12 protein-coding genes are annotated in these 13,083 nt (G+C 63.6%); 7 read left to right on the top strand and 5 right to left on the bottom strand.

The features are described 5' to 3' along the window. Positions 1–46: 46 nt before the first annotated feature. Positions 47–1,036 (bottom strand): zinc-dependent alcohol dehydrogenase family protein, encoded by a 990-nt coding sequence (locus BC363_RS04890; RefSeq protein WP_065785787.1) that lies wholly within the window; start codon positions 1,034–1,036, stop codon positions 47–49. 104 nt (positions 1,037–1,140) lie between these two features. Here BC363_RS04890 and BC363_RS04885 point away from each other — a divergent pair, with 104 nt between their 5' ends. After that, entirely contained in the window at positions 1,141–2,040 is a 900-nt protein-coding gene (locus tag BC363_RS04885; protein ID WP_065785786.1) for a LysR family transcriptional regulator, read from the top strand. A 118-nt stretch (positions 2,041–2,158) separates the two neighbouring features. Here the strand turns inward: BC363_RS04885 and BC363_RS04880 are convergent, their stop codons facing one another. The 4 genes from BC363_RS04880 to BC363_RS04865 all read right to left on the bottom strand — a co-directional run bounded on the left by BC363_RS04880 (position 2,159) and on the right by BC363_RS04865 (position 5,679). After that, complete coding sequence (locus BC363_RS04880; protein ID WP_244519801.1) at positions 2,159–3,076, bottom strand: LysR family transcriptional regulator; 918 nt, start codon at positions 3,074–3,076, stop codon at positions 2,159–2,161. Between the two features lie 24 nt (positions 3,077–3,100). Continuing rightward, positions 3,101–4,258: a M20 aminoacylase family protein gene (locus BC363_RS04875; RefSeq protein WP_065785785.1), complete on the bottom strand. Its 1,158-nt coding sequence runs from the start codon at positions 4,256–4,258 to the stop codon at positions 3,101–3,103. 72 nt (positions 4,259–4,330) lie between these two features. After that, complete coding sequence (locus BC363_RS04870) at positions 4,331–4,846, bottom strand: hypothetical protein (RefSeq protein ID WP_065785784.1); 516 nt, start codon at positions 4,844–4,846, stop codon at positions 4,331–4,333. 17 nt (positions 4,847–4,863) lie between these two features. Beyond that, positions 4,864–5,679 (bottom strand): DUF3100 domain-containing protein, encoded by an 816-nt coding sequence (locus BC363_RS04865; RefSeq protein WP_065785782.1) that lies wholly within the window; start codon positions 5,677–5,679, stop codon positions 4,864–4,866. A gap of 464 nt (positions 5,680–6,143) precedes the next feature. Here BC363_RS04865 and BC363_RS04860 point away from each other — a divergent pair, with 464 nt between their 5' ends. The 6 genes from BC363_RS04860 to BC363_RS04835 all read left to right on the top strand — a co-directional run bounded on the left by BC363_RS04860 (position 6,144) and on the right by BC363_RS04835 (position 13,026). Further along, a complete protein-coding gene (locus BC363_RS04860) occupies positions 6,144–7,169 on the top strand; it encodes an ABC transporter substrate-binding protein (RefSeq protein WP_065785780.1) in 1,026 nt (341 codons plus the stop codon). 67 nt (positions 7,170–7,236) lie between these two features. Then, complete coding sequence (locus tag BC363_RS04855) at positions 7,237–8,742, top strand: sugar ABC transporter ATP-binding protein (protein ID WP_065785779.1); 1,506 nt, start codon at positions 7,237–7,239, stop codon at positions 8,740–8,742. After that, a complete protein-coding gene (locus BC363_RS04850; protein WP_065785778.1) occupies positions 8,742–9,734 on the top strand; it encodes an ABC transporter permease in 993 nt (330 codons plus the stop codon). The genes BC363_RS04855 and BC363_RS04850 overlap by 1 nt, the downstream gene beginning before the upstream one ends. Continuing rightward, positions 9,731–10,687 carry an ABC transporter permease gene (locus BC363_RS04845; protein WP_065785776.1) on the top strand — a complete coding sequence of 319 codons (957 nt, stop codon included), beginning with the start codon at positions 9,731–9,733 and terminating at the stop codon, positions 10,685–10,687. The genes BC363_RS04850 and BC363_RS04845 overlap by 4 nt, the downstream gene beginning before the upstream one ends. Next, positions 10,684–11,706: a LacI family DNA-binding transcriptional regulator gene (locus tag BC363_RS04840; RefSeq protein WP_065785774.1), complete on the top strand. Its 1,023-nt coding sequence runs from the start codon at positions 10,684–10,686 to the stop codon at positions 11,704–11,706. Before BC363_RS04845 ends, BC363_RS04840 begins: the two co-directional genes overlap by 4 nt. A gap of 75 nt (positions 11,707–11,781) precedes the next feature. Next, on the top strand, positions 11,782–13,026 hold the full coding sequence (locus tag BC363_RS04835) for a Gfo/Idh/MocA family oxidoreductase (RefSeq protein WP_065785772.1): 1,245 nt from the start codon (positions 11,782–11,784) through the stop codon (positions 13,024–13,026). The last annotated feature ends 57 nt before the right edge of the window (positions 13,027–13,083 follow it).

Here is a 13,083-nt window from a genome sequence, read left to right as displayed (position 1 = left end):
GATAAAGTCGCAGCAACGCTCGATCTCTTTGTTTTACGCATTACCGTCAGACCGTCACGACGATCTTGCCGAATTGTTCGTTCGTCTCGAGATAGCGATGCGCCTCGACGATCTGCTCGAACGGAAAGGTCCTTGCGATCGTCGGCTGCAACGAGCCCGAGGCGAGGCCGTCGAGAATGAAGGTCTTGGCCGCCTGCAATCGCTGGGGATCGGCAATGATCTCGTGGACGAGGTAGCCTCGCAACGTCAACGTCTTGCTGAGGACGGCAAACAGCGGAAAAGGCGTGGGTTCGGGGCTGAGGCCGCCATACTCGATCAGGATGCCGCCACGCGACATTGCCGCCGTCAACGGCTCGAATATCGGCCCGCCTATGGGGTCAAACACCACACGGATTCCTTGCGGGCCGGCAATCTCCTTCAATCGGGCTTCTAGGTCTTCCTCGGTTGAGGCGACCACATGCGCGGCGCCGAAATCGAGCAGGGCCTGCTTCTTGGCGGAGGTCCGCGTGACCGCGATCGCCGTTGCGCCGACCATGTTGGCGATCTGGATGGCCGCCAGTCCGACGCTGCTCGAGGCTGCGGTGATCACGACCATATCCCCCTTACCGAGCTTGGCGATGTCGATCAGGGCGCCATAGGCCGTCAGATACTGCATCCAGACCGCTGCGGCCGCTTCCCAACCGAGCGTCGGCGGGTGTTTGACGACCTGGGAAGCAGGGAAGGTGGCAAGCTCGCCATAGGCCGGCCAACGGACCATTGATATCGGTGGGATGACGCTGACGGCGTCACCGGGCTTGAGGTCGTCGACCCCGTCGCCGACCGCCTCGATGGGGCCTGCAGCCTCAAGGCCGAGACCGGAAGGCAGCGTCGGCGTCTCGATATACCGGCCCGAGCGCAGCAGCGCCTCGGCGCGATTGAGGCCGAGCGCCTTGACGCGAATGCGGACCTCGCCGGGGCCGGGGGCGGCAACATCCCGATCCTCGATGCGCAATACCTCGGGACCACCATGCTCATGAAAACGAACGACGCGTGCCATCAGCCGTAAACTCCGTATTGATTGAACTGAATAAGCTATGCGCGTCCGCTTCTTTTCGATAAATGACGGATTTGGCAGAGTAGCAGGAACCAGGAGTTTCGAATATGGATCGCCTTACGAGCATGGCGGTGTTCGTCAAAGCCGTGGATCTCGGCTCGTTTGCAGCCGCATCGGTCGCTCTCGATCTTTCCGGGCCGATGGTCGGCAAACATGTCCGGTTTCTGGAAGAACGGCTCGGCGTGCGTCTGATCAACCGCACGACCCGCCGACAGAGCCTGACCGAATTCGGACGCGCCTATTATGACCGCTGCCGCGTTATCCTTGCGGAAGCGGAAGCGGCGGATGCACTTGCGGCCGACCAGCTTTCCGAGCCGCGTGGCCGGCTGCGCGTCACCATGCCGGCTCTGCTCGGCCGGCGGTGCGTCGCACCCATCCTCATGGAGTTCGCGCGGAAATACCCAAGGCTCGAGCTCGAGCTCTCGTTCGGCGATCGCATCGTCGATCTCGCCGAGGATGGCTACGACCTTGCCATCCGCACCGGCACTCTGGAGGACCGGTCCGGCCTCATCGCCCGTCGCCTCGCCAGCCACAGCATGGTCGTTTGCGCATCGCCGTCCTATGTCGCGAAATACGGCGCCCCAAGGCAGATCGACGACCTGAGTGGCCATCATGCAGTGACGTATAATCGACCGGGATGGGTGCATCCCTGGCTGTTCCCGCGGGACGGCCAGCCGGCACGGGAAGTGACGCCCGCCAATCGGATGCGCCTCGACGACCTCGAGGCCATCGCCGATGCGGCGACCGCCGGGATGGGGCTGGTGTGGCTGCCGTCATGGCTCGTTCGCCATCGCATCAAGGCTGGTGTCCTTGTCGAAGTTTTGCAAGGCGAGCCTGAATATGTGTTCGACAACTATGCCCTGTGGCTGCGCACGCCGCATTTGCCGCTGAAAGTCCGCCTTGCAGCCGATGCACTGGCGGCGGCCCTGCCCAAGGCGATGATCTAGGCCGTGAACCCATAAACCGGATGAGGAGTGGGGTCCGGTCCGTCCGCTTGGTCAAAGGTTTCCGGTCGGCGAAGCTGAGTGCAGAAGTGGCCCCACTTGTAAGCCCGTTTGGGAAGCGTCAGTCTCGAAAAGACTGCATTTCCAGCGCGAGATGCTGGCCGAGTTTTTCCACCGAGAGCGGCAAACGGCGATGGGCCCGCACCATCAGATGGGCACTCGCCTCGCGCAGCAGCGGATCTTCGAGGTCGACTGCCTGCATGATGCCGCGACCGATTTCGCCGGAGACGGCGGCGCGGGGCAGGAAGGTGACGCCAAGACCGGAGGCGACGAAGCGGCGCAGCACTTCGATCGAGTGGGTTTCGAGCAACGGCGCCAGCGCCATGCCGGCGTCGGCGGCGACGCGGGCGACGAGCTGGGTCACGCCATTGCCCTTGCCGAGCAGGGCTGAGGGCGCGGTCAGACAGTCCGCCAGTTTCAGATCGGTACGGTTGGAGAGGGCGTGCCCGTTCGGCACGATGACGCAAAGCGGCTGCCGGGCGATCGCCAGCGCCCGGATGCGCGGATCGGTCAACGGCGTGTAAGCGATGCCGATATCCGCGTCGCTGTTGGCGATGGCATCGACCACGTCCTCGGTGCTGCCGAGTTCGACGATGTAGCGGACATAGGAATGCGCCTTGGAGAAGGACGACAGCCCGTGTTCGACAAGATCGGCCATGAAGCCTTCGCCGCAGCGAATGCGGATGCGCGTCTGCTGTACACCGCGGATCTGGTCGAGCTGTTCGGCAAGCAGGCCGTTGTCTTCCACGACTCGTTTGCCGTGTTCGAGAACGAGTTCGCCGGCATCCGTCAACACTGTGCCGCGCGCGGTGCGCTCGAACAGCGCCAGGCCGATCTCGCGTTCGGTGTCGGCGATCTGGCGGCTGACGACCGATGGCGCCAACCCCATATGTTCGGCAGCGCCGCGGATCGAACCGATACGGGCGACTGCCATAAAAATCTTGAGCGCTTTCGCGTCGAGCACGTCCATGGCGGTCATGGTTGCGATGGAAATCGTTTGAGGTCAACGACCAAGAGAGGTCGCGATCAGTCGTGTCCAGAGGTTGACACCTTGCGCGATGATCGCATCGTTGAAGTCGTAGTGCGGCGAATGCAGGCCGGGATTGGCGCCGTCGCGGCGGGCGCCAAGCCAGAGGTAGCAGCCGGGGCGTTCCTCCAACATGAAGGCAAAATCTTCCGCGGCCATGCTGGGCGCGGCATCGACGACCGAAAGCGCGTTGTCTTGGGCTGCGACCGAACGCACGAAGGCCGCCGACGCCGCATCATTGATCGTGGCGGGGTAGCGATATTGATAGTCGAGATCGGCGCTGCAGCCGAGACCTTCGGCGATGGCCGCCGTCAGCGTCCGCATGCGCTTTTCGAGGATGTCGCCGACCTCTTTCGCGAACCAGCGTGTGGTGCCGCGAATGACGGCATCCTGCGGGATGACGTTCCAGGCGTCGCCGCCGTGGATCTGGGTCACAGAGACCACGGCTGCGTCGAGAGGCGAGACGTTGCGGCTGGCAATCGTCTGCAGCGCTGAAACGATCTGGGCTGCGGCAACCAGTGGATCGGCGCCCTCATGCGGCATGGCGCCGTGGGCGCCCCTGCCGGTAACACGGATTTCGAACACGCCGAAGGCGGCCATCATCGCTTCGTCGCGGGCAACGCAGGAGCCGACGTCGAGTGCCGGCCAATTGTGCAGCGCATAGACGGCGTCGGCTGGAAAGTCACGGAACAGACCGTCGGCAACCATGGCGCGCGCGCCGCCCTCGGCTTCTTCGGCCGGCTGGAAGATGAAGTGGACCGTCCCGTCGAAATCGATCTCGCAGGCCTGTCGCGCGGCGGCGAGAAGCATCGAGACGTGGCCGTCATGGCCGCAGGCATGCATCTTGCCCGGGGTTTTCGACGCGTAGGCGACGCCGCTTGCCTCGACGATCGGCAGCGCGTCCATGTCGGCGCGGATGGCGATGGTTCGGGGCGAGGTACCACGCGAGAGCGTGCCAATGAGGCCGGTGCCGCCATAGCCGCCTTTGACGGCGATGCCCCACTCAGTGAGCCTGCCGGCGATGAAGGCTGACGTTTCCCGTTCCTCGAAGGCGAGCTCCGGATGGGCGTGCAGATGGTGGCGCCAGGCGATCGTTTCCGCGATGCGGTCGGGGCTGATGTCGTGGCGGCACATCTCATTCATCCTGTATCTGCAAATTGAGGGCCGGCCGCAAAGGCGGCCGGCCCGGTTCTGTTCTATTCTATCCTACTGGCCGAGCCTCAGGAACAGATCGGCGACGACGACGGAGCCCATATAGGTTCCGATCATCACGCAGATCGCCACGATCACGATCTTCCAGCCCGAGCGGCGGGCGATCGCAAATTCGCTGGCCGTCAGTGCAAGGCCGCCATAGGCGAGCGCCGGCGTGGCGAGCGCCAGGAAGTTCAGGTGTTCGACCTGTTCGCTGACCCAGGCAGCGCCCGGGACGCCGGGGATAGTGATCAGGATCGCGATCAGCGAGACCCAGGCGACGCTTGGCAGATAGAAAGGCACGAAGCGTGCAAAGCCGAGGCCGATGATGCAGGCGACATAGAGTACCGCCATGCCAGGCAGGGCGACGAGCGGCGAGGTTCCCGTTCCGACCCAGTTGGCGACCAGGCCGATCGCGCAGGCAATCAGCAGCAGTCCGGAGTGGCGGACGAGATCGATCTTGCGCTCGTCTTCCGCATTCAGCGGCAGGTCGTCGGCAAGATTTGCGGTGGTGTTGATTTGGTTGGCCATTGTTCCGGTCTCCCCGATCAGGCTGTTGCGCGTTCGGACGGGCGGGCTTTGTTGTAAAGCCATTCCGTCAGCGGCAGGGCGACGAACATGCCGACATAAAGGCCGGTCGCGTAGGTCAGGATGTTGCTGGCTGCGGCCAGCGCCAGGATGATGTCCTTCTGGTCAGGAACGACGGCGACGAGACCGCCAGTACAGGCGGCAAGCATCGAGCCCGAGCCGACGCCACAGGACATGGCGAGCGCGCGCACGTCGAAGATGCCGAGACCATGGACGAGCGGCGGCATGATGGCAAAGACGAATGTGCCGATCAGCGTGCCGGTGGCATAGACGCCCATGGCGCCAGCGCCTTCCGGCGAGTTGAGGCCGTATTTGTCGGCGATCAGCGCGAGGTTAGGCTCGCGGTCGATCGAGTAGGTGGCGCCGACGGCTTCGCGGCCCATCTTCAGAAGGAACACGGCGACCGGGAAGGCGATGAGGATCGTGCCGAGATTGCCGATTTCCTGCAGCACGAGCGCCGGTCCGGCCTCGATGATCTTGGAGATCTGCGGTCCGACCGTCGTGCCGAACTTGGCGATGAAGGGCATGATCGCAATGGTGATCATGGCGCCGGAGAGCTTGACCGCATCCTTGGAAAGGAACTTGGCGCTTGCCTTGAAAATGGCGGGATTGAGCAGGATGCCGAGCGCGAAGGCGTAAAGGATCGGCAGGAAGATCACGGTGCCGAGGCCGATCGACAGGCGTTGGATGCCGATCAGCTCGCAGGCGATGACGATCGCGAGCACAAGGATGTGCAGATAGAGCCCGCCCGTGGCGGCTCCGGGTTTTCCGGTCATGATGTTCTCCTCTGGTTGGGGACCAGTTGTTGTTCTTTGCCCAGATTTCACACTATGGGGTGAGGGCAAATTCCGGCTAGCCGGTCGGCGAGCAACGAAGTGTTGCCGTTCCAGCAACAGCCACCGAGCTGAAGGCGGCCTTCGCAAAGCCGCTCGTCGCGTTTTGTCATTTCATCGTCACAGTCCTGCTCGGGTCGAGTGCGGATGCGAATCGCGCTTTCGCTTTGTCCTGGCTTTTGCATGTGCAGCCTCGATGGCCAAGGCCACATCCGACCAAGTCGGGGCGAGCGACAGGGAAAGCGCCAGCTTTCCCCAGCAAACCCGCCGATCGGCCCGGCCAACTCCGGGCATTTGCAGATTCGATATGTAGATCTGAAAAACCCTTCAGAAATCACTGAAAATCAGCATTGAAATCGATTACATTTTCTGGCTTCATAGCCCTCGCAAGATTTTGGGAGGATCTTATGAAGAAGCTTATCGCCATAGCACTCGGCACCGTCGCATCCATTGCCATCTCCGCTTCGCTCGCCAATGCAGAGACCTTCAAGATTGGTCTGTCCAATGGTTGGGTCGGCAGCGAGTGGCGCACGCAGATGATCGATGAGGCCAAGGCGGCTGCGGAAAAATGGAAGGAAAAGGGCGTCGACGTCGAAGTCTCCGTCCAGAGCGCCAATGTGGATGTGCCCGGGCAGATCGCCCATGTGCGCAACTTCATTGCCGAGGGCGTCAACGCCATCATCGTCAACCCCAACAGCCCGACGGCCTTCGACCCGATCTTCGCGCAGGCGAAGGAAGCCGGCATTCTGGTGATCGCCACCGATGCCGAAGTCTCGTCGCCGGATGCGACCTATGTTGGTATCGACCAGACGGCGTGGGGTGCGGCCGGCGCCAAGTGGCTTGCCGAAACGCTCGGCGGCAAGGGCAAGGTCGTCGCCATCAACGGCGTCGCGGGCCACCCGGCAAACGAGATGCGCGTCGCCGGCTACAAGCAGGTCTTCAAGGACTACCCGGATATCCAGGTGGTCAACGAGGTCAACGCCAACTGGGATCAGGCGCAGGGCCAGCAGGCCATGCAGAACATCCTGGCGACCTACCCTGATGTCAACGGCGTCGTCGTCCAGGACGGCATGGCTGCCGGCGCCTGGAAGTCGATCATGGATGCAGGCAAGACGGGCCAGATCGCTGCAACCGGCGAGATCCGCAAGGACTTCATCGATCTCTGGAGCAAGGACAAGCTGAACTCCGGCGCGACCGTCAATCCGCCCGGCGTCATGGCAAGCGCGCTCAACGTCGCTGTCCTCATGCTGCAGGGCAAGGAACTGAAGGAGCCGGCGACGGCTGGCCAGTACAAGAACGCCATGTACCTGCCGATCCCGTTCATCGACTCGAAAAACCTGGCGGACGCCGCCAAGCAGGTCGACGGCAAGCCCGGCTACTATTCCTACACCAGCGCTCTTTCGATCGAAGACGCCGAAGCGCTCTTCAAGTAAGCGCTTGAGCCGAGCGGATGTCGTCATCCGCTCGGCGCCCCGGACCCGATTTTACGGACGACACCCCATGTCGAAACTCAAACTGAACGGCGTAAGCAAGGCTTACGGCGCCACCCTGGCTTTGCGCCGCGGCGACCTCGAGATCGCCGCCGGCGAAGTTCATGTGCTCATGGGCTCGAACGGCTCGGGCAAGAGCACATTGTGCAAGATCATTGCCGGCAGCGTGCGGCCCGATGGCGGGGAGATCCTCATCGACGGCCGGCCGGTTACGATTTCCGGTCCGCAATCGGCGCGTGCGCAGGGCATTGGCATCTTCTACCAGGAGCTCAGCCTGGCCGGGAACCGCTCGGTCGAGGAGAACATCTGCCTGGCCATGCTGCCGGTGAAAGCCGGGCTCTTCATCGACCGTGCCGCCCTGAAGGCGCGCGCCGCGCGCTACATCGACCTTTTCTCTGGAGTTTTCGGTGACGGATTTGCGGCCGAGACGCTCGTCGGCAATCTGCGTGCCGATCAGCGACAGCTTGTCGAGATCATGAAGGCACTGGCCAGCGAAGCCCCGATCCTGATCTTCGATGAGCCGACCTCGGCACTCGATCGGGCGCAGGTCGACCGCTTCTTCGATATTCTGCGCGGGCTGAAGCGCGACGGCCGCGGCATCATCTTCATTTCGCACCGCATGGACGAGATCACCGCGATTGGCGATCGGGTGACGATCATCCGCGATGGCGAGACGATCAAGACGCTCAACCTGAACGAGACCGATCCTGCGGCGGTCATCCGGCTGATGGTGGGCGGCGCTGGCGACATGCCGGCTTCGCGGTCGTCCGCGCCTGCCGTGGCGAGCTTTGCCACCGGTGCCGCCATGACCGTCGACAAGCTTTCCGGTGCCGGTTTCCGCAATGTCAGCTTCGAGGTCGCCAAGGGCGAGATCCTCGGTCTCGGCGGCCTACACGGCCAGGGGCAATCGGCGATGTTGCGTGCAATCTTCGGCGCAGGTGCCATAACATCTGGCGGGATCCGCATCGGTGGCGATCATTTCGATGCCAGGAGCCCGCGCGACGCCATCCGGCGCGGCTGCGCCTATGTCTCGGGCGACCGCGGTCGCGACGGTGTCATTGTCGGCAGGCCGATCATCGAGAATGTGACGCCCATCCACTACCTGCGCGATCGGCTGATGATTGCGCATCCGCGAAGCCTTAAGGAAAAGGCGATGCCGGCGCTCGCAGTCATGCACACGAAGTTCGCGAGTCTCCTGCATCCGATCAACTCGCTTTCCGGCGGCAACCAGCAGAAGGTGATCATTGCCCGCTGGCTGATCGACCGGCCGGATGTGTTGCTGCTCGACGATCCGACCAAGGGCATCGACCTCTCGGCCAAGGCCGATCTCTTCGCCCTCATTCGCCAGCTGGCGGCAGACGGGCTCGGCATTCTGCTCTACTCCTCGGAGGACGCCGAATTGCTTGGGAACGCCAACCGCATCCTCGTCTTCAACGGCGGGTCGGTGACGCGCGAGCTCACCGGCGAGGATCGCACCCGCTACAATCTCTACCAGGCTGCATACGAGGCCGCGTGATGACACCGACCACGACAGAAACTCTATCTTCGCACGCTGGCGGCCTGAAGCTGTGGCTTGAACGCTATCCGTTCCTGCCGGCGCTGATCATCGTCGTCGCGCTTCTGGCGCTGAACGGCGCGTTCTCGCCGAACAGCCTCGGCTACCGCTCGTTGACGGGCCTCCTCAGCACCTACATGGCGCTGATCATGCTGGCGATCGCCCAGACCTATGTCGTCTCGGCCGGGGACATCGACCTTTCGGCCGGTGCGACGCTGTCGCTCGTCAATGTCGCGATTGTCGTGCTGATGGAGAAATGGGGTGGCGGCGCCGGCGCCGTTGTCGGCGCCATGCTATTAGGCGTTCTGCTCGGACTCGTCTGCGGCGTGATCAACGGCATCGTCGTCGCAGCGCTGCGATTGCAGGCGATTGTCGCCACCTTTGCGACCAGCATCTTCTTCACCGGCGTTGCGCTCTATGTCATGCCGGTGGCCGGCACACCGGCCCCGGCACTGTTCTGGCGCACCTATGGTGGCCGGTTGCTCGGCCTTCCCTTTGTCTTCTATGTCCTTGCAGCACTCGCCCTTCTGCTCTTCCTGTTGTCGCGCACCCGTCTCGTCACCCAGCTTCTGGCCGTCGGCGACGACCAGCAGGCGGCCTACCAGACCGGCCTTCCCGTGGTTCTGATCCGCATCAAGGGTTATGCGCTGTGCGGTCTGTTTTCGGCGCTCGCAGCGTTCTGCCTGACCGGCGACACCGCCAGCGGCGACCCGCTGGTCGGCGGCAAGATGACGCTCTACAGCGTCGCGGCCGTCGTGCTCGGGGGCAGCGCGCTTGCGGGCGGCTGGACGACCGTGGTCGGCTCGCTGCTCGGCGCGCTGACGATCGGTCTCGTCAATTCGCTCGTCTTCTTCATGGGCACGCCGTCGGAGTGGCAGAACTTCGTCCAGGGCCTCGCCATCCTTTTCGTCTTGATGGCAGGCGTGCTTGCCGGCCGGAGGGCACGCGCATGAACGTCGCCATTTCCTTCCTCAAGAAGCCGCTGGTCATCGCGCTGCTGTTGATCGTCGCGCTGCTCTATCTCGGCGAGGGCCTGTCGCCGGGCTTTGCCTCGGCCGACCAGATCCTGCGCCTGCTGATCGTTGCTTCGCTGCTCGGCATTGTCGCTGCCGGCCAGAATGTCGTCATCCTCGGTGGCCGCGAAGGCATCGATCTTTCGGTTGGCGGCGTCGTTTCCCTGTCGGCGATCATTGCCGGCAATGTCATGAACGGCGCTGACGGCGGCATCCTGCCGGCGGTCCTTGCCTGCCTTGCGGCCGGTGCCTTCTTCGGCCTCCTGAACGGGCTTGGCGTCACGCTGCTGCGCATCCCGCCGCTGGTGATGACGCTCGGCATGCTCGGCGTGCTCCAGGGCCTGCTCGTCGTCATCCGCAACGGCATTCCCTCCGGGCGTGCAGCGCCTGGTCTCTCCGCCTTCGTCACGCAGCCGCTGGTGCTCGGCATTCCAGGCATCATCTGGCTCTGGATCGCCATCGGCCTGTTCATGGCCTTCATGCTCAGCCGTACCGTCTTCGGCCACCGCATCTATGCGATCGGTTCCAACGAGCATGCGGCCTATATGGCCGGCGTGCCGGTGCGGCGCATGCGCATCGGGCTGTTCATGATCTCCGGCATGTTTGCGGCCGTCGCCGGCCTATGCCTGCTCGGCTATTCCGGCTCGTCCTTTGCCAATGTCGGCGAGCAATACATGCTCTCCTCGATCATCGCTGTCGTCTTCGGCGGAACGTCGCTTGCCGGCGGCAAGGGCGGGTACACCGGCACCATGGCCGGCGCGCTGTTGCTGGTGATCCTCCAGGGCATCCTGACCACCGTCAACATCGACGAATCCGGCCGCCAGATGGTGTTCGGCGCGACGTTGCTACTGCTGATGCTGTTCTATGGACGGGGAAGGGCGATGCGCGCATGAGCGAGCGGCCGAAGATCAAGGATATCGCCGAGCGGGCCGGCGTTTCGGTTGCAACCGTGTCGCGGGCGCTGAGCGATTCCGGCCTGGTAACGGCCGAGACGCGCCAGCGCATCCATGCTCTTGCCCGTGAACTCAACTATCGGCCGAATGTCAGCGCGCGCAACCTGCGCACCCGCAAGTCGATGTCGGTGCTGCTGGTCGTGCGCGACGTCGGCAACCCGTTCTATCTCGACATTCTCAAGGGCGTCGAGGCGACGGCGCGCGAGGCCGGCTATTCCGTGCTGATGGGCAACACCGAGAATGACCCGGATCGCGAGACGGAATATTTCAACATGCTGCGCGACGGTCATGCCGATGGCATGATCCTGATGACCGGCAAGCTGCCGCCGGCGGGGCATGATGCTGGTGTCGACCTTGCGCGCCTGCCTGTCGTCGTCGCACTGGAAATGATCGAGGCCGCGGGGCTGCCGCATGTGCAGGTCGACAACCTTGCTGCCGCGAAGGCCGCAGTCGAGCATCTGATCGCGCTTGGCCACCGCAGGATCGCCCATATCGCCGGGCCGCTGCCCGAGGTCATGGCCATTCACCGCCGCGACGGCTATCGCGCCGCCATGCACGATGCCGGCCTTGCGATCCCGGACGGCTACGAGGTCCGCGGCGACTACCTGCTCGAAACCGGCCAGCTCTGCTGCGGTCAACTGTTTGCCCTATCCGAACCGCCGACGGCGCTTTTCGCCGCGAACGACGAAATGGCCTATGGCGCCATTCACGAGTTGCGTCGCCTCGGTCGCGACGTGCCGGGTGACGTTTCGGTCGTCGGTTTCGACGATCTCTACCTGAGCAAGGCCTTCTATCCGCCCCTGACCACCGTCAACCAGCCGCGCGCCGACATCGGCCGAACGGCAATGTCGTTGTTGCTGCGCATCCTTTCTGGCGAGGAGGTGGCCCTTGCCGCGCCCATCGTGCTGCCGACGGCCTTGAGCATCCGGGCCAGCACCGCCTCGCCACGTCACTTTTAAGTCGAGCATGATGTCGACCGAAAACCGCCTACACTTTTCGGCATCATGCTCCAGCCGAAAATCTGGGAGAAGAGAATGACACAGCTACCGAAGCAGACGCTGCGCGTGGGATTCGTCGGAACCGGCTTCATCGCCCATTTCCACCTGAAGTCGATGATCGGCGTGCGCAACGTCGAGGTGACGGGTGCCTTCAGCCGCAAGGCGGAAAACCGCGAGAAATTTGCGCGCGAAGTGGAAGCACTCGGGCTCGGCATCTGCCGCACGCATGAGAGCCTGGAAGCGCTGCTTGTCGCCGATGACGTCGACGCGATCTGGATCCTTTCGCCGAACTATACGCGCCTCGAGGTCATGCGCTCGCTGCACGGGGCAATCAAATCCGGTCGGAGCAAGGTGTTTGCGGTCGCCTGCGAGAAGCCGTTGGCGCGCACGGTGGCGGAAGCCCGCGAGATGCTGACGCTGGCCGAGGATGCCGGCCTCAACCACGGCTATCTCGAAAACCAGGTGTTCTGCACGCCGGTATTGCGCGGCAAGGAGATTATCTGGCGTCGCGCCGCATCCACCACCGGCAGGCCCTATCTCGCCCGGGCGGCAGAGGAGCATTCCGGCCCGCACGAGCCCTGGTTCTGGCAGGGCGACAAGCAGGGCGGCGGCGTTCTCTCCGACATGATGTGCCACAGCGTCGAGGTGGCGCGCTATCTGCTGACTGCGCCCGGTGCGCCGCGCAATTCGCTGAAGATCAAGGCCGTCAACGGCACCGTCGCCAACCTGAAGTGGACGCGCCCCAACTATGCCGAACAGTTGCGCAAGCGTTTCGGCAACGACGTCGACTATCGCAACCGTCCTTCGGAAGACTTTGCGCGCGCGACGGTGACGCTCGAGGACCAGGACGGCAACGAACTGATGATCGAGGCGACGACCTCCTGGGCCTATGTGGGCGCCGGCCTGCGCATCCAGCTCGAATTGCTCGGCCCGGAATATGCGCTCGAATACAATTCGCTGAGTACCGGTCTGAAGATCTTCATGTCTCGCGAGGTCACAGGTTCGGAAGGCGAGGATCTTGTCGAGAAGCAGAATGCCGAGCAGGGCCTGATGCCGGTGCTCGAGGACGAGGCCGGCGTCTACGGTTATACCGACGAAAACCGCCACATGGTCGAATGCTTCCGCAAGGGCGAGAAGCCGCTCGAGACCTTCGAGGATGGTCTTGCCGTGGTCGAGATGCTGATGGGGCTCTATCGCTCCGCCGAGATCAACGCCACCTTGCAGTTCCCGGCGCCGGAACTCGAACATTACGTGCCCGTCGTCGCGCGCAAGGGCGCGTAACAGGGCACGCCCGAGATCGGCGGGAGAGCGGCAAGGCCGGCTCCCGCCACCCGCTCC

The organism is Ensifer sp. LC384 (assembly GCF_001695865.1).
In the GTDB taxonomy this organism is placed as follows: Bacteria; Pseudomonadota; Alphaproteobacteria; order Rhizobiales; family Rhizobiaceae; genus Ensifer.
This window is presented reverse-complemented; position numbering and strand designations above follow the sequence as displayed.